Raw genomic sequence first — 26,592 nt, 5'->3', positions numbered from 1 at the left:
ATATGCCGAAGGGTTTAAAGTGGTGAATGGAGCCATGTGATCGTGGAACGATGTGAAAAACGGGCCGATTGGCCCGTTTGACTTCCTGTAAGGATCAGGATGCACATTGGTTACCGAGAACTGCTTATTGCAGATATCCTAACCATTAACCTCGATCCTGATGTTGTTTAGTCTTCCTCTTGCCATTGCAGCATACCGCCAACCATATTGGTACAGCCATCATATCCGAGCTGCTGTAAGTACTCACAGGCACGCTCACTACGGTATCCACTGCGGCAGATCAGAACAATCTCACCGGACTTTTGAATTTCGGACAGTCTGTCCGGAATCTGTCCAAGCGGGATGTGTTTCGCTCCTTCAATCATGCCTTGTGCGACTTCATCGTCCTCACGGACGTCTATCATCTGCAGCTTCTCTCCCGCCTGCAAACGGCGGCGTAGCTCAGAAGTTTCAATTTCAGCAATTTGTGTCATATTCAGGTCCTCTTTTCTGTATGGACTTAACGCCTATAATGATACCCAAGCGATGTATGGAATGTCAATTTGGCAGTACAACATCACCGCATGTATCCTGAATCAAATACGTAACAGAATCATCTAACGAAGCACATTATAATCAATGAAGGAGAATTTCATCCATGGACGTTATCGTTAAACCAACCCCATCCCTGAACGGGGAAATTGGAGCTTTGTCTTCCAAGAACTACACCACACGCTACTTGCTAGCTGCTGCGCTGGCAGAAGGCACAAGTACGATCCATTACCCGGCTCATAGTGAAGATAGTGACGCTATGCGCAGATGTATTCGCGACCTTGGAGCGGTGCTTGAAGAAGATGATAGCAAAATCGTTATCCAGGGCTTCGGCAGCCATCCACGTGATGTGCGTGAATTAAATGTAGGCAATGCGGGTGCAGTGCTTCGTTTCCTGATGGGGGTAACGGCACTTTGTCCTGATGTGACGTTTGTAAATACGTACCCGGATTCTCTGGGCAAACGCCCACATGATGACCTGATCGATGCGCTTGGTCAGCTTGGTGTTGAGGTACAGCACGAACAAGGGCGCTTGCCAATCACGATCAAAGGGGGTCAGGCTAAGGGTGGACATATCCGTGTATCCGGTTCCGTCAGCTCCCAGTATTTGAGCGCGTTGCTGTTTGTAACTCCTCTTCTGGAAGAAGACAGCACAATTGAAGTATTAAACGACTTGAAATCCAAAGTGGTTATTGGCCAGACGCTGGAAGTATTGGAACAGGCGGGCATCGTCATTCATGCGAGTGATGATTACATGTCCTTCCGCGTACCTGGCGGTCAAGCCTATAAACCACAAACATATACGGTTCAAGGAGACTATCCGGGTTCAGCAGCTGTCCTCGCGGCCGCGGCTGTCACCCAATCGGATGTTAAAATTTTGCGATTGATGGAACAGAGCAAACAAGGTGAGCGTGCCATTGTAGACGTTCTGCGCATGATGGAAGTGCCGTTGACGCATGAGAACGATGTGGTACACGTGCAAGGTAACGGTACATTGAAAGCCGTGGAATTCGATGGAGATGCCGCGACAGACGCGGTTTTGGCCATGGTAGCGGCGGCAGTGTTTGCGGAAGGCACCTCACGGTTCTATAATGTAGAGAACTTACGTTACAAGGAATGTGACCGAATTACAGATTATTTGAACGAACTGCGGAAGGCAGGAGCCAACGTAGAAGAACGTCAGGCCGAGATTATCGTACATGGTCGTCCGGAAGGCGTCGAAGGCGGCGTTGAGATCAACGCTCACTACGATCATCGCGTAATTATGGCACTGACCGTTGTCGGTCTGCGTTCCAAAGAACCGCTTCGTATTCGGGATGCACACCATGTAGCCAAGTCTTATCCGCAATATTTCGATCATTTGCAGGCGCTTGGCGCCTCGGTTCAATGGGTAAAAGAGTAAGATAACACGTTTAAGAGGTTGTTCAAAAAACCGCTTTTGATTACGAAGGATGCCTGGAGGCATCATCAGCATCGAATATGGAATTCAGCCGAAATGTCCGTTGCTCACGTAGTTTTCCCTACGCTCCGCTACTCCATTTCTAGCTTCATCCCATCTTCTCGGTACTGAAAACCGGTCTTTTTGAACACGCACTTTAAGCAGAAAAGGATGGTGCTTGAACATGGAATTTAACAATCCTACTCGTGAAGAAATTGGACAACTTTTGCGCAAGGCAGGCAACATCGCAGTCGTCGGCTTATCGGACAAATCAGATCGCACTTCCTATATGGTAGCGGAAGCCATGCAAAGCAGAGGTTATCGTATCATCCCGGTAAATCCACAGGTACAAGGTGAGATTCTCGGTGAGACGGTATATGCGACCCTCGCAGATGTCCCTGAGCCGGTAGATATCGTGAACGTATTCCGCCGCGATGAATATTGTGCAGATGTCGCTCGTGAAGCTGCGGCGATCAAAGCGAATGTATTGTGGCTTCAGCTTGGTATCCACAGCGATGAAGCCGTTCAGATTGCAGCTGAGAACGGCATGACAGCGGTAACGAATCGTTGTATCAAGGTAGAGGATTCCATCGTTCTGCGCGGTGCTGGACGCGGTTAAATCTCGATTCCTAAAAAATCCCGTTAACCTCGAGTTGACGGGATTTTTTCTGTTGTATAATTGGAATATAAAATATACTTTGCAGCTTAGAAGACCGCATGAAGTTAAATCCAAGTGGTATTCCGCTCCATTTAATTATTGGGGGAACAAGGAAATACGCTCCTTTTTGTCATGCCTGGCGGGAGAGAAATACAAATTACCAACAGGTTACTGTTTTGCTTTGACAAAACGTTGCGTAAAGCTTACCATCTAGGATAGAAAGGAGAGGTCGCCATGAATTGGCTCGGATCCTTGCAGCAGCTCGGACGAGCGGTAATGCTGCCTACAATGGTCCTGCCCGCCGCCGCAATTTTGCTGAGTGTTGGCAGTTTGCCCTGGGACGCCTGGGGATTGAAAGTTGTTGGTGAAGTGTCTACCGTGGCCGGACACGGTATTTTTTATTTTTTGCCGTATTTGTTCGCTGTCGGTGTAGCGCTGGGACTCTCCAACCAGGCCGGACAAGCGGGACTCGCTGCTCTGGCTGGTATTGTGATATATGATCAGGTGACTCGCAATTTCGGGGATGGCACCGTTCAACCTGCTTCCTTAATCGGAATTATTCTCGGCGCACTTGCCGGGGTGACGCATAATCGCTTCAAAAGTATCAAACTGCCCGAAATCTTACAGTTTTTCGGTGGTTCAAGGTTTGTTTTACTCATAGTTGGACTTTGCTCGGCACTGTTCTCCTTCTTTATGTTATGGATCGCACCCATTTTGCAACATGCATTGAACGCCATCGCCACCTGGGAATACAGTCTCGGCGGTTTTGGGCTGTTTATATATGGGGTCTTGTACAGGGTGCTGGTGGCCTTCGGACTGCATCATCTGCTTAACAATGTATTCTGGTTCCAACTGGGGACGTATGAAACAGCAGACGGCAATATAGTGCAAGGGGATTTGCCGCGATTTTTTGCGGGTGATCCAACAGCAGGGTATTTTATGGCCGGGTTATTCCCGATCATGATGTTTGCGATTCCAGCGATTGCCTTTGCCATTATTCAGGAGGCAAGGGAAGATCTGAAGCCGAAAATCAAAAAAACATTTCTCACTTCCGCACTCGTTTGTTTTCTGACAGGGGTATCGGAGCAGATTGAGTTTGCCTTTTTGTTTGCGGCACCTTATCTGTTCATCGTGCATGCAGTCATGTCAGGACTTGCGATGTGGATCAGTTACTGGCTTGATATACGCCATGGTTTCTCCTATTCGGCTGGCATTATCGACTACATACTCAATTTCCATCTATCGGAGAATGCTTGGAAGCTCATTCCGATTGGCATACTATACGGGCTAGTCTATTATTTCCTGTTTAGGTGGGCGATTCGCACGTTCAAGATTCCAACTCCAGGACGCGAAGAGGGGTCCATGCTGGAAGATTGGGTAGGTAACATTCCTTATCAAGCTCCTCTTATTTTGGAAGCATTGGGCGGGAAAGAAAACATTGTGCAGGTAGAGGCTTGTATTACACGACTTCGTCTCACCGTGCATAATGATCGATTAATCGATACAGGTGCAATGAAGAGTATGGGGTCCGCAGGGCTTATCAAGCTGGGTGGCGGTAACGTACAAGTGGTATTTGGCACCTATTCGGAATTAATCCGGGAAGAGATTGCGAAGCTGCTCGAACGTGATCTGCAACAAGTTCTGTTCTGTGCTCCTGTGCAAGGCAAAATGCTGCCGATTGAAGAGGTACCGGATCAGATATTTGCAGCCAAGCTTGTGGGCGATGGTGTAGCCTTTGTCCCGGAAAAGGGAGAGCTGGTCTCACCCGTATACGGAACGATTATGCACATGTATCCAACGATGCATGCCTTAGGCATCTCAACCAGGGAAGGACTTGAGGTCCTATTGCATATCGGTATTGACACATCCCAACTGAAGGGTCACTTTGAAGCCTTTGTTCAGGAAGGGGATACGGTGGAGCCCGGTCAGTTGTTAATCAAGTTTGACCTGGCTGTGTTGCGAGCCGAGGCGGCATCGCTGACGACACCGATGGTCATCACGAATCCCGATCGTGTCAAATCATGGAGCTTTGCTCCATTTAAGCAAGTTAAGAAAGGTCAGGCATCCGTTATGTCCGTGGTGCTCTATGACAGGAACGTTGGAGGGGTAGAATGAAGATACAAGGCATCAACGGCGCTGCAGGCATAGCCATCGGCAAAGCATTTGTCCTGCCCAGTTGGGAATGGGATCTGCCGGATCAGAAGATGGATTCGGTGGATCTCGCCCAAGAGTTCGAACGGCTGTACGAGGGCATACGGACATCGAAGGATGAGATTGAATATATCAAGAACGAGTTCAAGGAAGTCGTCGGTCCTGAAGAGTCCAGCATCTTTGATGCGCATCTGGCCATTCTGGAAGATCCGGTGTTCATGAACGAAATTCGTGGCATTATTGAACGGCAGTACAAAGCAGCAGAAGTAGCCGTCAAAGAGGCCATTGATCATTTTGTCACCATGTTTGATCTGCTCGAAGACGAGTATATGAAGGAGCGAGCCATCGACATCAAGGACGTGGGTAATCGTTTATTAAAGCATCTGCTGGGCGCACCGGAAATTACGCTTCCATCGGATACCCAGCCTTATATACTCGTGGCCAAAGAGTTGTCTCCCTCTCAATTAGCGCATTTGAATCCAAGCCACGTGCTGGGTATTGTGACACTTATTGGAGGCAAAACGTCACATTCGGCAATTATGGCTCGTGCCCTTGGTATTCCTCTCGTTTCCGGTCTGGAAGCGAGTCTTGGCATGCCGGTGGAGACAGGAGATATGTTGGTTGTCGATGGAGATAATGGCCTCGTATTTACGGAGCCGGATCGCAAGACGATTGAACGTTACACGATGATTCGCAGCAAACAATTGAAGAAAAAAGAGCAGCTGCAGGTACTTGCAACAGTGGATGCCGTAACCAAAGACGGTTCCGTTCTGCATCTGGCTTCTAACATCAGTTCCGTCAAGGAACTGGATATGGCACTGAAACATGGGGCGAAGGGCGTGGGGTTGTTCCGGACAGAGTTCCTATACATGGACCGTGCTACGTTCCCGGGTGAGCAGGAACAGTATGAGGTTTATCGTCTTGTCGCTGAGAAAACTGCAGGACAGTCTGTCGTTATTCGTACGCTCGACATTGGTGGTGACAAGCAGCTAGACTACTTTGAACTGCCAGAAGAAGATAATCCATTTCTCGGATATCGTGCGATTCGGATCAGTCTGGACCGCAAAGATCTGTTCAAAACACAGCTCACAGCCATTCTGCGGGCCAGTGCTGCGGGCAATGTCAAAATTATGTACCCGATGATCTCTTCGGTAGAAGAACTTCAGGAGGCCAATGAAATCCTGCGTGAAGCGATGTCTGATCTGGACGAGCGCGAATTGCCGTACGATCCACATATACAGGTGGGCATCATGATTGAGGTTCCGGCAGCGGTGATGATAGCCGATTTGCTTGCCGAAGAAGCTGATTTCTTCAGTATCGGTACGAATGATCTCGTGCAATATGTACTGGCTGTAGACCGAATGAATGAGCAGATTGCACATATGTATCATCCGTATCACCCGGCTGTATTACGCATGCTTCGCGCAACAGTCGATGCGGCTCATACGGCAGGCATTGATGTCAGTGTATGCGGGGAGATGGCAGGAGACGAACGTTCGATTCCCCTATGGCTGGAGCTCGGGATCAGCAATCTGAGCATGTCTCCACAATCCTTGCTGCGTGTGAAGCACAGAGTATTGAATACGACGGCTGCTGCTGCCAAAGAGGCTGCCCATGATTGCTTCAGCCTGCGGACAAGTGCAGACATCGAAGAGCGTCTACAGGTCTTCAATGATTCGATGGGCAGTCCGGATGAACAGAGTGGATCGAATGCATCCTGAATGGGTTATTTTCAAATAAATACCTTTAAGTGAAAATATTAACTTTTGTACAATTTTGGAAAATAGTCTTATTTTAACGATAAAGCCCCACGCCATATGGCGTGGGGCTTTGTTTTATTTTTCAGCAAGTGCATCGCAAAAAGCTTTGCCATACGGCGGAAGATCAGGTGGACGGCGAGCTGAAATGATGTGTCCATCCACAACAACGGCTTCATCTTTCCAGATGGCTCCGGCATTTTCCATGTCATCCCGGATACCCGGTGTAGAAGTTACCGTAACCCCGTCCAGTATTTTGGCGGATATCAGTACCCAACCTGCGTGACAGATCTGTCCAATCGGCTTACGATCCGCATGCATTTCCTTAACGAGCTCAAGTACTTTGGAATAGCGACGAAGCTTGTCCGGTGCCCAGCCCCCGGGTACAAGGATACCATCATAGTTTGAACTATCCAATTCATCAAAACTGTATTCCGCCTGCGCGGGAACACCATATTTACCAATGTAGGTTTTGCCTTTTTTCTCTCCGGCGAGATGCACCTCAGCGCCTTCTTCACGAACACGATGTACCGGATACCACAGTTCCAGATCTTCGAATTCTTCATCGACCAGGGCGATGACTTTTTTGCCTGTTAATCTCATCATCATCTCTCCTTTTGCGGTAATTAGCACATAGCGTCTTTATTGTAACAGATTCTCATGTTGACTTCATCGTCATGCAATCTCGCCATTGGGGAAGCGATTACATCTCAATGAACGCCTACATTCGACAACCTTCATCTGGAGACAGTGGTAATTTGTGCAACCTCTGGTTTATAGCAGGATTTGAGCGGAAATAGGTCGAATGGTATCTGTATAAGAGTATAGAACGAATGAGGTGATGACTGTGCGTAAGACGTGCAGATGCGGACATGTAATGGAACTGGAATTAAGAACGGTGGTATATGCCAAAAAGGTGGAGATTCGTAACGTACCTGTATTTGCTTGTACAGACTGTGTTTCCTATGAAGTGCTTCAGCCGGTCAAGCCGGATTTGAAAGAGTGCATCAGTACACTCGGTGAACAGCCAGCGAAACAGGATGTATCGTTTGGAGAGCGAAATGAACTTGCGGATCTTTTCCATGAACAACTGCTGGCTTGGCCAGACGCTTCGGATCGTGAGATGGAGCATCGGATGCAACGTGCTGTGGAGGAGAGAATTAACCTGCTGCTGGATATTATGGGTTACGCCCAAAAGTCTAATGATGAAGAATGGATCGAGACAACACAGCGCAGATTAGGTCAATTATCCGGTTTTGTATGGCAGGCGCACTTCTCGAATGCTGTCTAATTTTGACGTGCAAAATGCTTGTTTTCATGAAAATTGGCTTTTTCGCCCGCTTTTTGTTAAGATATCGTAGAGTGAAAACGCTCAACATAGCGGTAATCCTGGTAAAGGGGGATGTATATCAAATGGCTGACATGACTAAAATGACAAGTATTGAACAGCTAAACTCCGCAGTGGAGGCTACCGAGGATCAACCCTTGCTTCTGTTTAAGCACAGTACACGCTGCCCGATCAGCGCGAACGCCTATCAGGAGATGAACGATTATTTGCAAAATAGTCCAAGTGAACAAGTGAAATACGGTATCATTTATGTAGTGGAAGATCGCCCTGTGTCCAATGAAGCAGCGGACAAGCTGGGTGTTAAGCACGAATCTCCGCAGGCAATTCTAGTCAAAAAGGGAATTCCTGTATGGCATACTTCCCACTCGAATATTACTTCAACCACAATCACGAAAGCACTGCGTGAGTCCTAAAGCCTATTTTAATTGATTAATGCATAAATTTGTCGTAATATAAATCTTAATGAAAATGGTATGAAAATTTACTGGTAATGGAGAGAAGTACTGTGACGGTAACCATTTATGATGTGGCACGTGAGGCCGGTGTCTCTATGGCAACGGTATCACGGGTTGTTAATAATAACCCTAATGTTAAGCCACAGACACGCAAAAAAGTATATGAAGCCATCGATCGGTTGGGATATCGTCCGAATGCGGTAGCCAGAGGCTTGGCGAGCAAGAAGACAACCACGGTCGGGGTCGTTATTCCGGACATTTCGAACTCAACCTTTGCAGAGATTGCCCGCGGGATTGAAGATATTGCGAATATGTATCACTACAACATTATTTTGTGTAACGCGGATAAGAAGAAAGAAAAAGAAATTCGTGTAATTAACACGTTGCTCGAGAAACAAGTGGACGGTCTGCTCTTCATGGGTGGAACTGTGACGGACGAGCATATTCAGGCGTTCCAATCAGCGGCTGTGCCGATTGTTCTCTGTGCAACAAGTGACGAGAAGGGCACGTACCCTTCTGTAGATATTGACCATGAAGCAGCGGCATTTGATGCTGTAAATACATTGATCCGTCATGGACACAAGGAAATCGCAATGATCAGTGGTACACTGCAAGATCCTGCCAACGGTTATGCTCGTTTCCAAGGGTACAAGAAAGCGCTTGAAGCAGCAGGTATGGAATATCAGGAGGATCTCGTACGTATTGGTAACTATCGTTATGAGTCCGGTGTAGAAGCGATGAAGTATTTCCTCGGATTGAAGAAAAAACCATCGGCAATCTTCGCTGCAACAGATGAGATGGCAATTGGTGCTATTCATAGCATTCAGGATGAAGGTCTGAAAGTACCGGATGACTTCTCCATCATCAGTGTGGATAACATTCGTATGGCTTCCATGGTCCGTCCTCAGTTGACTACTGTAGCTCAACCGATGTATGACCTGGGCGCTGTAGCGATGCGTTTGCTGACCAAGCTGATGAAGAAGGAAAATGTGGAGAACCCACGGGTTATTTTGCCGCATGAAACGATTCTTCGTCTGTCTGTAAGCCATGCAGACGTAGTTTAAATACAGGCTTTGATGGTTCATCGTCATTTCTGATTGAAATGGAAATGATTTAAGAAAGGGAGAAGGCATTCTCTCTACATAGTGGAATGACGGAAGCTCCGGAAACGGAGCTTTTGTGCTGAATGGAGTTCTGAACGTAACGAAAAAACACTTGGAGGGAAACGAGTCCAGGTTAACATGCAGAATGCTATATAGGAGGTCATAACATGCGTGAAACGATCGGTATCATTGGTGCAATGGATGAGGAAGTAGAACTTCTCTTGGCTGGTATGAAGCAACTAGAGACTGTAAAACAAACTGGTATTACCTATGTTGCAGGTGAATGGCTGGGTAAACAGATTGTGGTCTGCAAATCAGGCGTGGGTAAAGTGAATGCGGCTGTGACGACACAGATTTTGATTGATCGTTTTCAGGTTAATCGTATTATTTTCACAGGTGTTGCGGGTGCAGTTAATCCAGAGTTGAATATTGGAGATATGGTCATCTCTTCCGAATGTGTACAGCATGATATGGATGTGACCCCACTTGGATTTGAGCGCGGGGTTATTCCTTACCAGGAGACGTCCGCCTTCCCAGCGGAAGCATCACTTATCGCATTAGCTGAAGAAGCCTGCAAAGCGCAGGGAGCGAACTATCTGATCGGTAAAGTGCTGTCAGGAGATCAATTCATTGCAAGCAAGGATACGGTGAAAATGCTGTATACCGAAATGAATGGGGCATGTGCGGAGATGGAGGGAGCTGCCGTAGCGCAAGTGAGCTTCATGAACCGTGTTCCGTTCGTTATACTTCGCGCAATGTCTGACAAAGCAGATGGATCAGCACATGTGAACTTTGCTGAGTTTACTGTGGAGTCTTCCCAGCGCTCTCACCGTATTGTTGAACATATGCTGGAACATATGTAACCCCATAAGCTATACGCATGTTGAGCACGCTTTAAAAAGCAACAAAAAACCGCTTATTCGTAGCAGATCATCCATGATGAACCTGTTCGCGAAGAGGCGGTTTTTCTATGTATACGTATTCGAAAATCATCCATGTGCATTCGTGATTAATACATAAACCGATGGCGGAATCGCACCCGGTCGAACTGTTCTTCCGATTCCAGGGGTACTTGGCTGCCAATTCGGACCATGAGGCAGTTTGCCGGATGTGAACAAATCTCGGGATCATCGGTGGCATACCAGGTCATGTCTACGGTTTGCATCAATTTTTCCATCATCTTGCGGTAATCCCATACGGAAAGGGCGCTGCCCTTCAAATCCCAATGCCAGTAATATTCCGTTGTGAATATGATATATTTCTCCATCTGTCCATTTTCAAACGCGGTGAGCAGCATTTCGCGCCCAATCCCGAGAGTGCGATAGGAATCCGCAACCTCAATGGCTCCCAGCTCAATTAGATCGGTCATATTGCCTTCCGACCAACGCTCGCAATCATCTGCATAATGGAAAGTCACATAACCGACAATGGTCTCATTTTCCCGCGCTATTATGATTCGACCTTCGGGCAATGCGGCAATTTCGGCCAATGCCTCCTGTTGTTCCGAAGGGCGCCGGAAAGCATCCAGATCGGAATGAAATTCAAGCTGCGTAATCGTCTCGGCCTGAACTGGTCCCTCAATGATGATTCGGTGGCCGGACTTGAAGATGGAACGCATATGATGCTCCTTAATATGCTCCATAGTTCATGCTCCTCTCTCCCCCTACTTATAGCAAAAAACCAAAAATTTGAAAAGCCATAGACGATGATTGAAAAGATTTGCTATAATTGCGTAGACAAAAAATGTTCACAAATCAACTGCAGTTTGGGTTCATCGGTTTGGCCTGGCAAGTACATGATGAGAAGTTCTCTCTACTAATGTAAGCGCTAACTGGAAGTTCAGTCAACACAAAGGCAATCAGAAGTGACCCATATTGGGAATCGAAATGTCGAGTTGAAGGAGGCTGGCAAGCATGAGTCAAGCACATGGTGAGATGCTGCAAACGGTTGTGTCTGAATCTAATCTGGGCGATTACACGGAGGCCCGAAGCCGGTTTGATTGGGAATCGGTCGAAAGGCACTTTACGTGGCACGCCAGCGGGAAAGTCAACATGGCGCATGAAGCGATTGATCGTCATGTGCTGGAAGGAAGAGGCGGGAGAACGGCGCTATTATACAGTGATGCTACGCGTGAAGAGGCATACACGTTTGCTGACTTGAGTGAGCAATCGAGTCGCTTCGGTAACGTTCTCCGCAAATATGGTATTGCTAAGAGTGATCGGGTATTTATTTTTATGCCTCGCAGTCCTGAGCTCTATTTCAGCCTGTTGGGCATATTGAAGGTTGGGGCTGTTGCAGGTCCTCTATTTGAGGCCTTTATGGAAACTGCGGTGAAGGACCGACTGGAGGATAGCGGAGCTGTCGCCCTGGTGACAACCCCTCAATTGCTGGGACGAATCAAACGTTCCGAATTGCCTGAACTGAAGCATATTTTTGTTGTGGGTGGCGGTCCGCAGACGGAAGAAGGACTCATCGACTTTGATGCAGAGATGTCCGCAGCTTCAGATGATATGGAAGTGGAGTGGCTGACACGCGAAGACGGACTGCTGATTCACTATACTTCCGGATCTACAGGCAAACCGAAAGGTGTATATCATGTGCAGAATGCAATGATTCAGCATTATTACACCGGCAAGGTTGTACTCGATTTGCGCGAGGACGACGTATACTGGTGCACAGCCGATCCGGGGTGGGTAACAGGTACCTCCTATGGAATTTTTGCACCATGGTTGAATGGTGTGACCAACGTTATTCGTGGGGGACGTTTCAGTCCGAAAGACTGGTACAGCACCATTGAGAAAAACAAAGTCAGCGTATGGTACAGTGCACCGACGGCTTTCCGCATGTTGATGGGAGCGGGCGAAGAGACCATTGCCCAGCATGATTTGAGCAGTCTCCGTCACGTCATGTCTGTGGGTGAGCCACTTAATCCCGAAGTTGTCCGTTGGGGCTGGAAAGCCTATGGACAGCGAATTCATGATACCTGGTGGATGACGGAGACGGGTGGACAATTAATCTGTAACTACCCGGGCATGCCAATCAAACCAGGTTCCATGGGTCGTCCATTACCGGGAATTGAAGCAGCCATTATTGACGATCATGGAGAGGAACTGCCGCCATACAGTATGGGGAACCTGGCTATTCGTACTTCCTGGCCGTCCATGATGGCGAAGATCTGGAATAACCCGGCCAAATATAAGGAGTACTTCCGACTTTCTGGCTGGTATGTATCCGGTGATTCGGCTTATATGGACGAAGATGGCTACTTTTGGTTCCAGGGCCGGATTGATGATGTCATTAACTCTTCAGGAGAACGTATTGGCCCCTTTGAGGTGGAGAGCAAGCTCGTAGAGCACCCTGCGGTAGCAGAGGCAGGCGTTATCGGCAAACCGGATGTAACTCGCGGAGAGATCATTAAGGCCTTTGTGGCACTTCGTGAGGGGTATGAGCCGACACCGGAGCTGAAGGAAGAGATCTATCGATTTGTAAAAGAGGGCTTGTCTGCTCACGCCGCTCCGCGTGAGATTGAGTTCAAGGATAAACTGCCCAAGACCCGCTCCGGCAAGATTATGCGCCGCGTGTTGAAAGCTTGGGAGTTGGATCTGCCCACAGGCGATCTATCGACCATTGAAGACTAAAGCATAAATCAGCGGATACAACGTGTCTGCCTGTCTCATGATTCCAATACAAAGCCTGATCCGTGTCTCATTGTGGATCAGGCTTTTACTTTTGGATATCAATGAATAACAAAACCCCATCCTCATGATGCGAGAATGGGGTTGAGAGGGGAATTATGATACCTCTGTATTACGGTTGGAAATGCACAGCTCCGGACGGCTCGGATTCGCCTATGCTGTTGCTGGCAGATACCTTGAACCATCCACTGGTGGATGCAGGTACTCCGTAGTCCATGGAGGTCCCTGAAGTTGTGCCAATTTTGGTGTAAGGGGCTGACCCTGTCTCACTAAAATATACAGCATAACTTTGAACACCATCTGATTCCGGATTGGAGGCCCACTGAATGCGCAGTCCTTGGGAGAGCGCCGACACGCTCACTTGGCCCGGTGTAGCCGGAGCCGTAGTTGCGGCGTTCTCATTCTGAGAGTCTTCCGGTGTAACGACTGTTCCCGGAACATTAATCGGTTCATTTATTTCTTCATCTGCAGGAGGCTCCACCGTTCCCGCACTGCTAACTGCTGCGCTAGGAGCAGACTCACGACCAGCTACATCCACTGCTGTCACGTAGAACGCAAAGTTTCCACCTTGTGCATATGCAGTAAATGATCTGGACTCACCTGTCAGGACAACCTGCCCCTGATTCTGGAATCCGGCGCCATTTACTGAGCGATACAGGCGATAGCCAACCACATCACTTTCCGGTGTTGCGTTAAATGTAATCACGGCGTTCCCGTTGGCAACGGAAATTCTCACATTGCCTGGTGCATCTGGTGCTTTGCCGTTATCCGTTCTTGGATCGATCTGTGTCGGCATGTCTGCATCGGCATCTTCCGGCAGGTAATATGCAAGTGATTCGTGACGACTCATGCGTGAGAATGCACTTTGCAGTTCCTTGATGAGATCAGAGATCGGTTTCTTGCGCTTGACGACGGTTTTCTCTTTCGTCATATCTCCAGGTGTTTCATCACGCGGAATGTAGTTGACACCATTGTAAGTGATATATTTGGCTTTTGCGACACCATCATCGCTGTCCTTCGGCACAAATTTGCTATTGAAAATATCAGTGACAAATCTGTCAGTCAGAGATGTTGGCAATTTGCCGCTATAAGCCGATACAGTTCGTGTCTCGATCCCGGATGGTTTCTTGAATGAATCGGTTACGAACATCTCTTTGTCTGTAGCGATGACTTGATTCATGATTTGCGTCCACAGCTGCTGTGCACGTTTCTTCTGTGATTTGGTCTCGAGCGTGTTTATCGGCTGTTTGTATCCAACCCATACACCCAATGTGACATCCGGCGTATAGCCTTCAAACCAGACATCCGCATAGTTTTGGGTTGAACCCGTTTTGCCTACGATAGGCACACTCTTGGAGTACTTGTAATTTTCACGAACTTTATCGGCTGTACCTTCTGTAATAACGGTACGTAGCATATCTGTCATCAGGTATGCCGTCTGTTCTGAGAAAGCTTGAACAGGCTCTGCATCGTGTTTATATACGATATTCCCTTTTGAGTCTACAATTTTGCTAATCATATAGGAATCATTGTACACACCATTGTTAGCAATGGCTCCATAGGCATTGGTAAGCTCTTCAACGGTAACACCGTACTGAAGTCCTCCAAGAACACCGGTCTGAGCTTGGTAATCTGCCGGCTGGATGGTGGTAATCCCCAGCTTCTTGGCAAAAGCCCATGATTTGTCGATACCAACTTCTTCGTTGAATAGCTTAAGCGCAGGCACATTTAGCGAGTAGTTGAGTGCTCTACGGGCAGTCACAAGTCCCTGGTAGCGATTGTTGGCATTTTTCGGAATATGGAATCCGGTCTGGCCGTCTTTCAGAATTATCGGTGAATCGTCAATAATGGAAGCCGGTTGAACAAGCCCTTCATCCAGTGCAGGCAGATAAGCGGCAATAGGTTTCATAGTTGAACCTGGCTGACGCACCATCTGAGTTGCATAGTTCATCTGCTCATCCTGGAAATTACGGCCTTCAATCATGCCGAGAATGGCTCCTGTTTTGTGATTGATCAACATGGCAGCAGTCTGTTCTTTTCCCTTCACGGGATCGTCAGCAGCGAAATTACTGTCATCTTCGGCAATGGTACGCATTGTTTTGTAGATACTTTTGTTGATCGTCGTGTAGATACGATATCCGCCTGTACGCAATTGCTGCTGAGCTTCTTCCAGCAGAGCACTGCTTTCTTTTTGCGGTGTATCGGTATCCGTATCCTTGGCTGTATCCGCATTGGCATCCGTGCCTTCAGCCTTATCCGAATTCAGTTGCTTCATTAAAATCTGTGCAGCTTGTCGCTCTGTTTCCATCATAAGGTATGGATAAGTATTGTAAGCTTTGATGGTTTTGGGTGCGAGTGAACTCTTGATGTCAAAAGCAAGAGCTTCGTCATATTCGGACTGATTAATTTTGCCCAGTTCCAGCATACGGCGCAAGACCAGATGCTGACGATTGATTGCACGCTCAAAATTGTCCTCAACAAAGTCGCCTTTTCCATTAAAGGCAGAGTAAGAGGAGGGGAGCTGAGGCAATCCGGCAAGATAAGCAGCCTGAGCTGTGTTTATTTTGCTCAAATCATTAATATTGAACAGTCCTTTGGCAGCTGCCTTGACTCCATATACATTATATCCACTGGAGCCGTTACCAAAAGGAACCTTGTTCAGATACGCTGTCATAATTTCGTCTTTGGTCAGGAAACGTTCGAGTCGGAGCGAAAGCAATATTTCTTTCACTTTCCGGTCTTCGGTTCGATCCAGATTGAGGAATACACGCCGGGCCAATTGTTGAGTCAGTGTGCTACCGCCTGTTTGAACAGATTCTTTCAGCACTTTCTGTTTCACGGCACGGAGCGTTCCGCTCATGTCTACACCTTTATGTTCGTAAAAATGATTGTCTTCAATCGAAATGACTGCATCAATAACGTTCTGTGGGATCTGGTCAAAGGTGACCGGACGCCTGTCTTCTTCTGTTCGTAATTGACCGATCGGGCTGCCGTCGGCAAAGTAAGCAAAGCCTGTGATGGAGTTTTCGCTGACTTTTTGTTCAATCAGCGCCCTTGAACGGACGGGTTCGTCTTTCACAATGGAACTGACGTATCCCATTAGAGCACCGCCTACAAATAGTACCCCCATGAATCCAAGGACAACCATCCATTTGACGAAACTACCAAGTCTGCGGGCAAAACTGCGCTTGCGGGCAGGCTGTTCCTCGGGCTTTTTCTTATTAACATCAACCATTCAGTGTCTTCCTCCTTTTAACAGCACTTATTATAGCATAAAAAGGCTGGTTTGCATGCCTGAGAAATACAAGCAATGGTCGAAAATTGCCATTCTTTCTTGGATTATGATATATATCATGCGGAATTGAATTACATATCATGAGAAGTCATGGAGAATTTCAATAAAACGTGGAAGTATTGAGCGTCCGAGTGTGGATGAAAATAGATGACTATGTATAGGAAAGAGGCCATATCCTTGTATTAGGTGCAGGTACGACCTCTTTTTTTTGCTTTTTGTTTCTCTCGAAATAAAAAAAACAGCTGCCGAGAAAATCTCGGACAGCTGTTTGGTGTGAAGCTTAATGAAATTCCAACGATTAACGGTTGTAGAACTCGACGATTTGTTTTTCGTCGATGTCTTGGGACAATTCCGAACGCTCAGGCAAACGGATAAATTTACCTTCCAGAGCAGTATCGTTGAATTCTACGTATGCCGGAAGATGCGAACGGTTTTCCAAAGCTTCCTTAACGGAAGAAAGACCGCGGCTTCTTTCACGCAGGCTGATAACGTCGCCAGTGCTTACTTGGTAAGAAGCGATGTCAACTTTTTTGCCGTTTACAGTTACGTGACCGTGGGATACCAACTGACGCGAACCAGCGCGGGAGTTAGCGAATCCAAGGCGGTATACGAGGTTATCAAGGCGGCTCTCAAGCAAGAACATGAAGTTTTCACCTGCGATACCTTGCATTTTTTGCGCTTTAGCAAAGAGAGTGCGGAATTGCTTCTCGCCCAAACCGTACATGTGACGCAATTTTTGTTTTTCTTGCAATTGCATACCGTAGTTGCTGATTTTTCTCCGTTGGTTAGCTCCGTGCTGACCTGGAGGGAAAGGACGTTTCAATTCTTTGCCTGTTCCGCTCAGGGAAATGCCGAGGCGACGGCTCAATTTAAATTTAGGACCAGTGTAACGTGCCATGTTTAAAGTAGCTCCTTTTTAGTTAAAGTTCATATAGGGCTCTGTTTGCGCTCCAATTTGTTGATGCGGGCTAAGCCACGCATAGAACGATCAGGAAAGTTCAGCCGCTGTCCTGAAAGCAACAAAAAGAATGAGGGTGACACAACCGGTAATGCCCAAATTTAAAGACCCATTAGTAGTCTTCATCAACAATTTATTTTACAGTTTACTAGAACCAAAGTCAAGCCTGTGATAAAAGCAAAAAAACGTCTAAATTTGTCGATAGGTCCTTAGGCCCAAAATAATGGGACAATTTTCTGAAATATGGATGCAAAAATGCTTTAAAGAGAGTAAAATAGATTGTATCTTAACTTTAAATGATCTTGTACATTAAGGTTATCGCATAGAATTTGCAGGTTTGCGATAACGTCTGCAGATTAATGCATCCAAGTGGATGCAAAAACGGTGCAAAGGAGCGCCTGACATGTTAGAACATCTAAGAAGTAAACCAGCCAGCTTGAATTCGCGAAGTTCGGGCGATTCCGCATCTTCTGCCGCTCCTCACGAAGCGCATGTATTCTGGATGCAAAAAATGGACATCACACCTTTTGATTTTTCATATTTGGGAAGCCTGCTGCAACAAGCATACACCGACTGGCATATCCAACGGCGGCCGCACTCCGACAGATCATCGATAATATACAACGTATGGAATACAGAAGGGATCTGTATGGGGCAAGGAAATGAAGGGGCTCCATTGCTCGATGTACATTCGACTGTGATGCAATGCCTTGAAACGGGACAGGCCCAGTCGTTACGTGGAACCACTGAAAATGGAGAGTACCATCTAATGGCTGAACCTCTTTTCTCCAGAACAAATAAGGATATGTTTGCTGTCTTCACTGCTGTAACCTACGAGCAAAATCGAGATGACACGTCTGAAGCCGTTGTTCGATCAGAGGCATTGCATTATCGTACCTGCTTTTACCGAAGATTTGAATACATATTTATGGCGGATCTATTACATGCTCATGAACAAACGGCTCGTGAAGAGCACCGAAGGTCAATTCTGTTCCAAATCGTTCAACGGATGCATGACAAAATGGATGTGGATGCCATATTGGATGAAGTCTTTGACAGCATTGACTACTTATATCCAACGACTCGTATGACATTGTATATGTCTCAGGATCAGAGCAGCCTCAATCCCCGCATTAAACCGTTGCTTGTTCATGAACGTGGAGAAGACATCTGTGTACAATCGTTTATGGAAGGCAAGCTCATTGTTGTTCGATCGGATGAAGGTGAACATCGCATACTGGAGGTTGGTCTTCCTCTAAAAGGTAAACAAGGGATCTATGGTGTATTTCATATTGAGATGAATGAGGAGTTAATGGAAGATTCCGATCTCCAACTCATTACGATGATGGCGGATACAGCAGGAACTGCCTTTGAAAATGCCAAACTGCACGAGCAATCGAATATGTTGATCCAGGAACTTCGTCTAATCAACGATCTGACACAACGTTTGAACAAAAGCCTGCAGCTCATGGAGATCTATCAATTCTCTGAACAGGAGTTAAAGGACATCTTTCAGGCTGAATCATGTTGTATTCTTCAACTGAATGACAGTACGGATCATTTCGAAGTGATGTCATCCAATGTGAATGAGTTAGGTCGCAAATCGTTTCCAATGGATTATGGAATCGCTGGTTTGCTGTATCAAACCGAAGAACCGCTCATCCTATCCAATTATGCGAAATACGATAGAGTGTCATCGGTCTTCATGGATCTTACCGGCTCAATGTCATTGATTGCTTCACCCGTTCGGGTGAATGGTGAAGTGAAGGGTGCCATTTTGCTGGGACATCCCAAAAAGCAATATTTTTCGTACGACAATTACCGTCTGCTGCAGATGTTGTCCATTCATATTGGACTTGCTCTCTCCAATGCAACGCTTCACGCCGAGGTACGACGTTTGGCTAACCTGGATATGCTGACAGGACTGTATGTGAGGCATTACCTGGATAGTGTGATCCATGAACGTCAGGCTCATGAATTCTGTGGTTCACTGGTTGTTGTGGATATTGACCAGTTTAAGCAGGTGAATGACACGTTTGGGCACCAAACAGGTGATCAGGTATTGAAACAGGTAAGCGACATTGTAACAAGTTCCGTCCGGCCTGAGGACATCTGCGCCAGATGGGGCGGGGAAGAGCTGGCCATCTATATGCCTCAGATTGGTGCTCGTCAGGCACTGGAATATGCGGAAATCATTCGCACCAGGGTTGCTGAAGAAACAAGGCCTTCCGTGACCGTATCCAGCGGTATTGCCGAATGGAACTGGATGGATGAGAAGGTTAGTGTGGAATCGTTATTTTATCGGGCTGATATGGCATTGTACGATGCGAAGCATGGTGGTCGAAATCGGATCGTCATGGAAGAACAGGAAGTTACACGTTAAGAGAGGACTATTCCGATTGCGGAGTCGTCCTCTCTTTATTTTTTTGAAGAGGCGATGCCAAAGGAAGGAAGTATAAGCAAATAAGGGAGGGGCAGGCTATGGAGAAAGTTTGATGGAAAGGTGGAATAGAACATGTTGAACCGTCGGTATTTACGTGGGCTATTGTTGATTCTGAGCATTGTTGTGTTGTGTGCTCCTGGTTGTGGATTGTTAGACCGAGATCGAACTCCTGAGGAGTTATTTTCACTTGCTTTATCCGGAATAGCAGGTAAAGAAAAGCTGAGTTTTGATGGGGAAGCAGGATTACGACGCGAAAGCAACGGGCTGTTCGAAAATCAGTTTAAATTTGAGGGCAAGCTGGAGGATCATGACCGCTTGACCTTGCAAACGAGGCTGCCTGGAGCCGTGACTGCTGCCGGAGCGGGAGTAAAAGGGGTAAATGCCGCCGCTGTTAACAATAATGGGCAACCGAGTGGATTCAGTGCATCTTTTGAACGCAAACAAGGACAGTGGATGGCTTTAACTGCCCAACATGAGCCCCTGCGCGGATCGCTGTCCCGTTTTAATCCCATCGCTCAAATGGAAAGTATCGATCGGTTGAACAAAACGATAAAGTCCGAGTACGGTTCAGGTCGTCGAACGAAAATACTGCGAATTGAACTCGCACCAAAAGACGCCAAAACGTGGGCACTCGCGCAGCTTAACGACGAGATGAATGCGATTCGGGCAGAGTATATGCACAAGGCAACTGCGGTTAAGGGAGGCAGTCAGGAGAAGCTTGAGAAGGATTTGAACAAAGTGTGGGAACAAGGGGAAACATCGATGCAAGAGATGATGAAGCAGGCCGAGGTACAGACGGTGTATCATCTAACCGTAGATCGGAAAACTAGCTTGCCCTTGCGACTTTCTTCGGAAAGCCAGGTGAGCTATAAGGACATGAACAGCAAAAGGAATAAAGAAGCTCTTGTCACAGATGTAAACTTCAGGGCTTATGAATAGATAAGTTGCGGGGCTGCCTGCTGACGAGATCGTTGTAGCGTGCTACAATAGTATCGTAATTTACCGTTGTTCAATTCAAGGAATGGCGGATGACAGGAGGAGTTTACACGATGAAGGATCCAAGAATTCAGAAGCTCGCAGCCAATCTGGTGGGCTACTCTGTAGATGTACAGCCCGGCGAGAATGTGCTGGTTGAGATGATCGGCACGGAACGTGATCTGATTAATGCAATTATTGAAGAAGTAGGCAAAAAAGGCGGTAACGTCTTTGTACAGCTGACTGACAAAACAGTACAGCGTGCCATGTTCAAAAATGCGACAGAAGAAATGATGAAAACCTGGGCAGAGATCGATCTGAACCGGATGAAACAAATGGATTGTTACATTGGTATCCGTGCAGGGGAGAATGTGAACGATTTGTCCGATGTGCCGGAAGAGAAAATGAAAATGTACAATTCACTTTATTCCCATCCGGTACATAGCGAGCAACGGGTAAAACATACAAAATGGGTTGTGCTTCGTTACCCGAATGCAAGTATGGCACAGCTGGCGAATACAAGCACAGAAGCGTTTGAAGATTTCTACTTCGACGTATGTAACCTGGATTACGCTAAAATGGACAAAGCACAGGATTCATTGGCTAATCTGATGAAACGCACGGACAAAGTGCGTATCACTGGACCGGGAACAGACCTGAGCTTCTCCATTAAAGATATCGGTGCAGAGAAATGTTCTGGCCAAAAAAATATTCCGGATGGCGAAGTGTACAGTGCCCCTGTACGTAATTCAGTGAACGGAACGATTAGTTATAACGCGCCAACGCTGTATAACGGCATTACTTTTGAAAATATTAAATTCACCTTCAAAGACGGTAAAATCGTTGAAGCAACAAGCAACGATACAGACCGCATCAATGAAATTCTGAATTCAGATGACGGCGCTCGTCATATCGGAGAATTCGCAATTGGATTTAATCCACATATCCTGCACCCAATGAAGGACATTCTGTTTGATGAAAAAATTGCAGGCAGCTTGCACTTTACGCCAGGCCAGGCATATGAAGAAACAGATAACGGAAACCGTTCCTCCATTCACTGGGATCTGGTGTTGATCCAGCGTCCAGACTACGGTGGTGGCGAAATTTATTTTGATGATGTATTGATCCGTAAAGACGGGATTTTCGTTATTCCTGAGCTGGAATGCCTCAATCCGGATCGTCTGAAATAGGAACAGTATTTTGCTGTTGCTAGGAAAGCGGATTCACGGTATCATGTAGTGGTAATTAATAGATGATACCAAAAGTGAAAAGACGGAGGGATTCCTATGTCGAGTAATAACGCAGCGGTAGTGGAAATTGCTCAAACAGCGAGCAAGTTTACTTCTTCAATCGTGCTTCATTCAGAGAACAAGTATATCGATGTGAAAAGTATTCTCGGACTGTTTACAACGCTGATCAGCACGCACAGCTATGAACTGCACGTTCATGGCCCGGATGCAGCTGAAGCCAAAGCAGCTATGTCAGAAGTATTTGCCAAACATGGACTGAATGTAAGTATCGCATCCGAGTAATGGCACTAAGAAGCATCTCTGCCTATTATGGCAGAGGTGCTTTTTTTTGCATGAGATAATTCAGGTGTACGGCAAGACCTCCGTAAAATAGGGGGATTAGGCAGGAATAAAGCTCTCCATAATCTATGGTTATTTTGGTCAGGTTCTTGTATTAGCTCCTGATTTCGTCTAATATTAGAGGTAGAACGTCTTTACGCGATTTTTGGGACATAGGGGGGAAAAATGCATGACTTCATCTGATCTGCAGGACCAGTTGCACTTGAAAGCGATCAGTCTTCTTCAAGAAGATGCAGATAAAATACAGAAGCTTATTGAAGTACAGATGGAGAATCTGGCTACCCGCTACTGCCCTCTCTATGAGGAAGTATTGGATACACAGATGTATGGGTTCTCCAAGGAAGTCGATTTTGCTGTTCGTGCAGGGCTTCTTCCAGAAGGTGCTGGTAAGCAGCTGGTAAGCGCGCTTGAGCGGAATCTGGCGATTCTATATGAAGCTTTGAACAAGAAGAATGAGCAATAGCCTGCAATAGCGTGGGTCAGAATAGAAGGCATGCAGGTGTTTGCATGCTTTTTTTGTGCGCCTGAATTGAAACAGCTCGTCTGATGTGGTTTAGGCGAGGGAGAAAAGAAAAAACAGCCTGGAAATGCGATTTCCAGGCTGCCTTTTACGCGCTAATTTTTTGTCTATTATTTAGGATGATGGGAGTACTGTTATACCAGGAAGAACGATACACCCAAAATAACATACACAACCATTAGGAGCAGACCTTCGTACCAGTTCGTTGAACCGTCCTGGGTGATGGACTTGGCGATAAATACGGCTACGCCAATGGCGACCAGCTCAATCGTTGTAAACACAATGTCCATCGTTCTGCCTGTGAAGTAGCTGACAAAAACGAGCACAGGAGCTACAAAGAGTGCGATTTGTAAACTGCTGCCGACTGCGATCTCAACGGCGGCACCGATTTTGTTTTTCATGGCAAGCATAATGGCTGCACTATGTTCCGCGGCGTTACCGATAATGGCAACGAGGAACGCACCGACGAACAGTTCGCTGAGTCCAAATTGTTCAGTAAACACCTCAAGGGTGCCAACGAGCCATTCACTGACGAAGGCAACCATGACGGTTGCAAGAACAAGATAGAGAATTGATTTTTTCTTAGACCACTCGGGTGCATGTTCATGCGGCAACTCTTCATCTTCATCCACAGTGACATCTGCGAGATAGTTCTTGTGCGTAACCATGGAGAACACCAACCACGCTATGTAGGCAAGGATCAGCAAACCTGCGACAATGAGACTGAGTGTGTTCGTATCCTTCTGTGTGATGGAATGGGTATTCAGGAAGACGGCTGGAATAAACAGGGCAATGATGGCTACAATCATCAGGGAGCCGTTTAGACCGGCAAGGGATACGTTATAATTCTGAATTTTGAACTTGAGTCCTCCGGCAAAGATACTTAGACCAAGCACCAGCAGCAGGTTACCGATAATGGAGCCTGTCAAACTGGCCTTAACCATGTCGAACAATCCTTCTTTGACGAGGAAAATGGCGATAATCAATTCGGCGGCATTGCCGAATGTAGCATTCAAAAATCCGCCTAACCGCTGTCCGGCATAGTGGGCTACATTTTCGGTGGCTTTGCCTAAAAAACCGGCCACAAAAATAACCGAAATGGCTGAAATGACGAATTGCAGAATCGAATCCCATTTCAAGTAGTGGGCGACGGCGCTGAGTGCAAAGGTGGCAATCAGCAAAATGGATGAAATTCTGTTTCTCACAACAAACACCTCGGTAACATATTATTTTGTTTTAAACGATATGACTAAATACTTATGAGATTATTTTCATATTTCAATATAACCAAATCATGGTAGGTTGTAAACGCATCTTTTTGAGTTTAATTTGCTTTTTGGGGTCGAAAGGATTTAAAATACGAGTAACGAAGTGAAGGAGGATGTGGCATGGCAGAACAACTTCAACTAGAGGGCGGAAACATCCGGATTGCCGATGACGTAGTGGCGAAAATTGCCGGAATGGCTGCGATGGAGACACCCGGAATTGCCGCAATGTCTGGAGGATTGTCAGAGGGCTGGGCCAAGCGCCTGAGCGGTAAAAACGTACAGAAAGGCGTGGGCGTGGAGGTCGGCCAGCTGGAAGCAGCCATTGATCTGCGCATCATCGTCCTGTACGAGACACCGATTCATGAAGTTTCCCGCATGCTCCAGCAGAATGTAAGAGAAGCGGTAGAGACCATGACCGGGTTACGTGTTGTTGAAGTCAATGTAAAGGTAGAAGGCGTATCTTTCAGAGGCGACGATCTGTAAACTTGAGCAATCCGTGATGGAAGAACAACGGTATATTGACCTGGTTCTTCATCTAGATAAACAACACCAAAAAGACTTCGCATCGAATTCGATGCGAAGTCTTTTTCTGTTTTCAATACATTTTGTTCCAAAACCATTCGTATGACGTTTCCTTCCCATTACCGAATTCGGCGAATGGATTCACGTGAACGAAGTGCGGGAGAAGTACGTGATGTCTGAACCGTCACCGACTTCGTTTTCTCTTCCTTGATGACGTCCAAATTATTGGTACGTGAGATGCTGAGCAGGATACCCATAGCCACCATCATCACAAAGAGTGAGGTACCGCCATAACTGATGAACGGAAGGGTAACCCCTGTCACAGGAATGGTCTGGGTCACGCCCCCAATGTTGATAAAGGCCTGGATCGCAATCAATCCCATAATACCAATACCGACCAGTGTCCCAAATGGATCGGGACAGCGAAGGGAGACGATAATGCCTCGCCAGATGAAGTAGAGGTAGACCAACAGAAATAGGGCAGTTCCAACAAAGCCGAGCTCTTCTCCAATTACGGAGAAAATAAAGTCGTTATAGGCATTTGGCAAATAATGCAGCTTCATCGTACCTTGTCCGATCCCGGAGCCGGTTATGCCTCCATCGCCGATGGCGACAAGGGAGCGATAGAGGTTAAGACTTCCACCTGTCGTATCGGATAATGGATTCAAAAATGCCTGAATCCGGCCGATTTTATAGTTCTGCGATGCTTCCGTAGTTGTGGTGCTATCCGTAGTATCTGAAGAAGACATGGAAGAAAACAATGCGTTTGCTCCAATCGCCAATGCTGCTCCCAGCACAACCAATAAAATGGAAGCCATAATGTGTTTCATGCTGGCGCCACCTGCATAGATGACCAGACCGCAAGTAGCCACAAGAATGAAGCACGTACCAAAGTCCGGTTGCAGCATAATCAGTCCTGCAATGAACCCGACAATGACCAGCACGGGAATATATCCTGTCCTAAGATCCCTGAACCGTTCCCCTTTTTTGGTAATCAGTGCAGCGAGGTACAGAATAATAGCGATTTTGGCAAACTCGGCGGGCTGAATACTAAAGCCAAAAATGTGAATCCAGCTTCGTGCGCCGTTCAGCACCTTACCTGTAACCAATACTATCAGGAGCAATACCGTGGTGAACAGGAAAAATGGTGCATAAAGTTTTTTGTATTTGTTAAATCGGATATTCATGGCGAAAAACATGCCCACTAAACCGATAACCGCCCACATAAGTTGTTTTTTCGTGAAGAACAGGGCATCATTGTTAAAATTTTTGTTTGCAATTGCAATGCTGGAACTGGAGCTGAACACCATCACCAGTCCGAAGCCCACCAACAATAAAGTGAGGATTAGCAGTTGGAAATCCGGCGTGCCTCTCTTCGTTTTCGTTTGGGCCGTTTGTTGTTTCATGGTTCGGCCCAGCCTATGCTTCCAGCAGTTCTTTAAGCTGCTGTAGTTTTTGGGCCGCCAGCTTCACGACTGGCTGCGGTATGGTAGAGTCATAATCCAGACCATGCGGAAAGGTTGCTTTTCCAAGATAAACAGCTTCAACTGCGAGAACCGTATCCGGTTTTTCGAGTTTGCCATCTATCGCACGGGTATTAATACGTACAAAGTATTCCGATTTGGTTTGTTCATCTTCAATTTTGTAGTCATATGTAGCACGATAATATTCCCATTGCCACCGGACAAATCCGACTTTCTCGGCGCTCTCATCCAGGTATGCCAAGTCGCTCTTCAAGCCATCCAAGCCTGTATTCTCAAAAATCATAAGCGTCTGATCCTCCTCATAAGCTTCCGAGAGTATAAATCTCGTTCTTTTCTCTAGTTTATGATAGTATGTTTCCCCTTCCCGTGCAAGCTTTCAAGCGTTCATTCGTATCGGTTTTC

General features: G+C 46.7%; 23 protein-coding genes. 15 read left to right on the top strand and 8 right to left on the bottom strand.

The window, feature by feature from the left end; translation table 11 throughout:
• Positions 1 to 167: 167 nt before the first annotated feature.
• Entirely contained in the window at positions 168 to 473 is a 306-nt protein-coding gene (locus BLS14_RS11645) for a rhodanese-like domain-containing protein (protein WP_063565569.1), read from the bottom strand.
• 164 nt (positions 474 to 637) lie between these two features.
• Between BLS14_RS11645 and aroA the strand changes: the two genes are divergently transcribed.
• From aroA to ptsP, 4 genes are all read left to right on the top strand, one after another.
• Positions 638 to 1,933, top strand: a complete 1,296-nt coding sequence (aroA, locus tag BLS14_RS11640) for a 3-phosphoshikimate 1-carboxyvinyltransferase (RefSeq protein WP_063565570.1) — start codon at positions 638 to 640, stop codon at positions 1,931 to 1,933.
• A 220-nt stretch (positions 1,934 to 2,153) separates the two neighbouring features.
• Complete coding sequence (locus tag BLS14_RS11635; protein ID WP_090951642.1) at positions 2,154 to 2,588, top strand: CoA-binding protein; 435 nt, start codon at positions 2,154 to 2,156, stop codon at positions 2,586 to 2,588.
• A gap of 273 nt (positions 2,589 to 2,861) precedes the next feature.
• A complete protein-coding gene (locus tag BLS14_RS11630) occupies positions 2,862 to 4,742 on the top strand; it encodes a glucose PTS transporter subunit IIA (protein ID WP_063565571.1) in 1,881 nt (626 codons plus the stop codon).
• Entirely contained in the window at positions 4,739 to 6,499 is a 1,761-nt protein-coding gene (ptsP, locus tag BLS14_RS11625; RefSeq protein ID WP_063565572.1) for a phosphoenolpyruvate--protein phosphotransferase, read from the top strand. Before BLS14_RS11630 ends, ptsP begins: the two co-directional genes overlap by 4 nt.
• 114 nt (positions 6,500 to 6,613) lie before the next feature.
• On the opposite strand, the gene BLS14_RS11620 is transcribed toward ptsP, so the two are convergent.
• On the bottom strand, positions 6,614 to 7,141 hold the full coding sequence (locus tag BLS14_RS11620) for a type 1 glutamine amidotransferase domain-containing protein (protein WP_079694172.1): 528 nt from the start codon (positions 7,139 to 7,141) through the stop codon (positions 6,614 to 6,616).
• Between the two features lie 271 nt (positions 7,142 to 7,412).
• Between BLS14_RS11620 and BLS14_RS11615 the strand changes: the two genes are divergently transcribed.
• The 4 genes from BLS14_RS11615 (at position 7,413) to BLS14_RS11600 (ending at position 10,304) form a co-directional block, all read left to right on the top strand.
• A complete protein-coding gene (locus BLS14_RS11615; protein ID WP_090810777.1) occupies positions 7,413 to 7,826 on the top strand; it encodes a hypothetical protein in 414 nt (137 codons plus the stop codon).
• Positions 7,827 to 7,948: 122 nt separating this feature from the next.
• On the top strand, positions 7,949 to 8,296 hold the full coding sequence (gene ytxJ / locus BLS14_RS11610; RefSeq protein WP_064636572.1) for a bacillithiol system redox-active protein YtxJ: 348 nt from the start codon (positions 7,949 to 7,951) through the stop codon (positions 8,294 to 8,296).
• Positions 8,297 to 8,388: 92 nt separating this feature from the next.
• Positions 8,389 to 9,402, top strand: a complete 1,014-nt coding sequence (gene ccpA, locus BLS14_RS11605) for a catabolite control protein A (RefSeq protein WP_024631149.1) — start codon at positions 8,389 to 8,391, stop codon at positions 9,400 to 9,402.
• A gap of 206 nt (positions 9,403 to 9,608) precedes the next feature.
• Entirely contained in the window at positions 9,609 to 10,304 is a 696-nt protein-coding gene (locus BLS14_RS11600; protein WP_063565576.1) for a 5'-methylthioadenosine/adenosylhomocysteine nucleosidase, read from the top strand.
• Between the two features lie 146 nt (positions 10,305 to 10,450).
• Here BLS14_RS11600 and BLS14_RS11595 read toward each other — a convergent pair whose 3' ends face one another.
• The gene (locus BLS14_RS11595) at positions 10,451 to 11,083 is read right to left on the bottom strand and encodes a GNAT family N-acetyltransferase (RefSeq protein WP_063565577.1); all 633 of its coding nucleotides are present in this window, start codon (positions 11,081 to 11,083) and stop codon (positions 10,451 to 10,453) included.
• A 271-nt stretch (positions 11,084 to 11,354) separates the two neighbouring features.
• On the opposite strand from BLS14_RS11595, the gene acsA reads away from it, so the two are divergent.
• Entirely contained in the window at positions 11,355 to 13,079 is a 1,725-nt protein-coding gene (acsA, locus tag BLS14_RS11590) for an acetate--CoA ligase (RefSeq protein WP_090951639.1), read from the top strand.
• Positions 13,080 to 13,248: 169 nt separating this feature from the next.
• On the opposite strand, the gene BLS14_RS11585 is transcribed toward acsA, so the two are convergent.
• Positions 13,249 to 16,371: a transglycosylase domain-containing protein gene (locus BLS14_RS11585; RefSeq protein ID WP_072735363.1), complete on the bottom strand. Its 3,123-nt coding sequence runs from the start codon at positions 16,369 to 16,371 to the stop codon at positions 13,249 to 13,251.
• A gap of 358 nt (positions 16,372 to 16,729) precedes the next feature.
• Positions 16,730 to 17,329: a 30S ribosomal protein S4 gene (rpsD, locus tag BLS14_RS11580; RefSeq protein ID WP_063565580.1), complete on the bottom strand. Its 600-nt coding sequence runs from the start codon at positions 17,327 to 17,329 to the stop codon at positions 16,730 to 16,732.
• 463 nt (positions 17,330 to 17,792) lie between these two features.
• Between rpsD and BLS14_RS11575 the strand changes: the two genes are divergently transcribed.
• From BLS14_RS11575 to BLS14_RS11555, 5 genes are all read left to right on the top strand, one after another.
• On the top strand, positions 17,793 to 19,772 hold the full coding sequence (locus tag BLS14_RS11575) for a sensor domain-containing diguanylate cyclase (RefSeq protein ID WP_090951636.1): 1,980 nt from the start codon (positions 17,793 to 17,795) through the stop codon (positions 19,770 to 19,772).
• 132 nt (positions 19,773 to 19,904) lie between these two features.
• Positions 19,905 to 20,771: a hypothetical protein gene (locus BLS14_RS11570; RefSeq protein ID WP_090951632.1), complete on the top strand. Its 867-nt coding sequence runs from the start codon at positions 19,905 to 19,907 to the stop codon at positions 20,769 to 20,771.
• A gap of 110 nt (positions 20,772 to 20,881) precedes the next feature.
• Entirely contained in the window at positions 20,882 to 21,997 is a 1,116-nt protein-coding gene (locus BLS14_RS11565) for an aminopeptidase (RefSeq protein WP_072735360.1), read from the top strand.
• A gap of 96 nt (positions 21,998 to 22,093) precedes the next feature.
• On the top strand, positions 22,094 to 22,339 hold the full coding sequence (locus BLS14_RS11560; RefSeq protein WP_024631140.1) for an HPr family phosphocarrier protein: 246 nt from the start codon (positions 22,094 to 22,096) through the stop codon (positions 22,337 to 22,339).
• Positions 22,340 to 22,565: 226 nt separating this feature from the next.
• Entirely contained in the window at positions 22,566 to 22,859 is a 294-nt protein-coding gene (locus BLS14_RS11555; protein WP_024631139.1) for an Fpa/YlaN family protein, read from the top strand.
• Between the two features lie 191 nt (positions 22,860 to 23,050).
• On the opposite strand, the gene cax is transcribed toward BLS14_RS11555, so the two are convergent.
• A complete protein-coding gene (gene cax, locus BLS14_RS11550) occupies positions 23,051 to 24,121 on the bottom strand; it encodes a calcium/proton exchanger (protein WP_063565584.1) in 1,071 nt (356 codons plus the stop codon).
• Between the two features lie 183 nt (positions 24,122 to 24,304).
• On the opposite strand from cax, the gene BLS14_RS11545 reads away from it, so the two are divergent.
• Positions 24,305 to 24,667, top strand: a complete 363-nt coding sequence (locus BLS14_RS11545; RefSeq protein WP_024631137.1) for an Asp23/Gls24 family envelope stress response protein — start codon at positions 24,305 to 24,307, stop codon at positions 24,665 to 24,667.
• Positions 24,668 to 24,825: 158 nt separating this feature from the next.
• Here the strand turns inward: BLS14_RS11545 and ftsW are convergent, their stop codons facing one another.
• Both ftsW and BLS14_RS11535 read right to left on the bottom strand, forming a co-directional pair.
• A complete protein-coding gene (ftsW, locus tag BLS14_RS11540; RefSeq protein WP_090951629.1) occupies positions 24,826 to 26,112 on the bottom strand; it encodes a putative lipid II flippase FtsW in 1,287 nt (428 codons plus the stop codon).
• A 13-nt stretch (positions 26,113 to 26,125) separates the two neighbouring features.
• Positions 26,126 to 26,473, bottom strand: coding sequence for a YugN family protein (locus BLS14_RS11535; RefSeq protein WP_063565586.1), 348 nt, complete (start codon positions 26,471 to 26,473; stop codon positions 26,126 to 26,128).
• Positions 26,474 to 26,592 lie beyond the last annotated feature (119 nt).

Source organism: Paenibacillus sp. OK060, from assembly GCF_900101205.1.
GTDB lineage: Bacteria > Bacillota > Bacilli > Paenibacillales > Paenibacillaceae > Paenibacillus > Paenibacillus marchantiae.
The sequence above is the reverse complement of the archived record's forward strand: the minus strand, read 5'-3'. Positions and strand labels throughout refer to the sequence as shown.

What these genes read in the sequence shown, in the direction of transcription:
- BLS14_RS11600 (WP_063565576.1), top strand. Translation starts at nt 9,609, where the DNA reads ATGCGTGAAACGATCGGTATCATTGGTGCAATGGATGAGGAAGTAGAA.
- BLS14_RS11535 (WP_063565586.1), bottom strand. Translation starts at nt 26,473, where the DNA reads ATGATTTTTGAGAATACAGGCTTGGATGGCTTGAAGAGCGACTTGGCA.
- BLS14_RS11555 (WP_024631139.1), top strand. Translation starts at nt 22,566, where the DNA reads ATGACTTCATCTGATCTGCAGGACCAGTTGCACTTGAAAGCGATCAGT.
- BLS14_RS11560 (WP_024631140.1), top strand. Translation starts at nt 22,094, where the DNA reads ATGTCGAGTAATAACGCAGCGGTAGTGGAAATTGCTCAAACAGCGAGC.
- BLS14_RS11630 (WP_063565571.1), top strand. Translation starts at nt 2,862, where the DNA reads ATGAATTGGCTCGGATCCTTGCAGCAGCTCGGACGAGCGGTAATGCTG.
- ytxJ (WP_064636572.1), top strand. Translation starts at nt 7,949, where the DNA reads ATGGCTGACATGACTAAAATGACAAGTATTGAACAGCTAAACTCCGCA.
- BLS14_RS11570 (WP_090951632.1), top strand. Translation starts at nt 19,905, where the DNA reads ATGTTGAACCGTCGGTATTTACGTGGGCTATTGTTGATTCTGAGCATT.
- BLS14_RS11575 (WP_090951636.1), top strand. Translation starts at nt 17,793, where the DNA reads ATGTTAGAACATCTAAGAAGTAAACCAGCCAGCTTGAATTCGCGAAGT.
- BLS14_RS11645 (WP_063565569.1), bottom strand. Translation starts at nt 473, where the DNA reads ATGACACAAATTGCTGAAATTGAAACTTCTGAGCTACGCCGCCGTTTG.
- aroA (WP_063565570.1), top strand. Translation starts at nt 638, where the DNA reads ATGGACGTTATCGTTAAACCAACCCCATCCCTGAACGGGGAAATTGGA.
- BLS14_RS11545 (WP_024631137.1), top strand. Translation starts at nt 24,305, where the DNA reads ATGGCAGAACAACTTCAACTAGAGGGCGGAAACATCCGGATTGCCGAT.
- ftsW (WP_090951629.1), bottom strand. Translation starts at nt 26,112, where the DNA reads ATGAAACAACAAACGGCCCAAACGAAAACGAAGAGAGGCACGCCGGAT.
- BLS14_RS11620 (WP_079694172.1), bottom strand. Translation starts at nt 7,141, where the DNA reads ATGATGAGATTAACAGGCAAAAAAGTCATCGCCCTGGTCGATGAAGAA.
- BLS14_RS11565 (WP_072735360.1), top strand. Translation starts at nt 20,882, where the DNA reads ATGAAGGATCCAAGAATTCAGAAGCTCGCAGCCAATCTGGTGGGCTAC.
- BLS14_RS11585 (WP_072735363.1), bottom strand. Translation starts at nt 16,371, where the DNA reads ATGGTTGATGTTAATAAGAAAAAGCCCGAGGAACAGCCTGCCCGCAAG.
- BLS14_RS11615 (WP_090810777.1), top strand. Translation starts at nt 7,413, where the DNA reads ATGGAACTGGAATTAAGAACGGTGGTATATGCCAAAAAGGTGGAGATT.
- rpsD (WP_063565580.1), bottom strand. Translation starts at nt 17,329, where the DNA reads ATGGCACGTTACACTGGTCCTAAATTTAAATTGAGCCGTCGCCTCGGC.
- ptsP (WP_063565572.1), top strand. Translation starts at nt 4,739, where the DNA reads ATGAAGATACAAGGCATCAACGGCGCTGCAGGCATAGCCATCGGCAAA.
- BLS14_RS11595 (WP_063565577.1), bottom strand. Translation starts at nt 11,083, where the DNA reads ATGGAGCATATTAAGGAGCATCATATGCGTTCCATCTTCAAGTCCGGC.
- acsA (WP_090951639.1), top strand. Translation starts at nt 11,355, where the DNA reads ATGAGTCAAGCACATGGTGAGATGCTGCAAACGGTTGTGTCTGAATCT.
- BLS14_RS11635 (WP_090951642.1), top strand. Translation starts at nt 2,154, where the DNA reads ATGGAATTTAACAATCCTACTCGTGAAGAAATTGGACAACTTTTGCGC.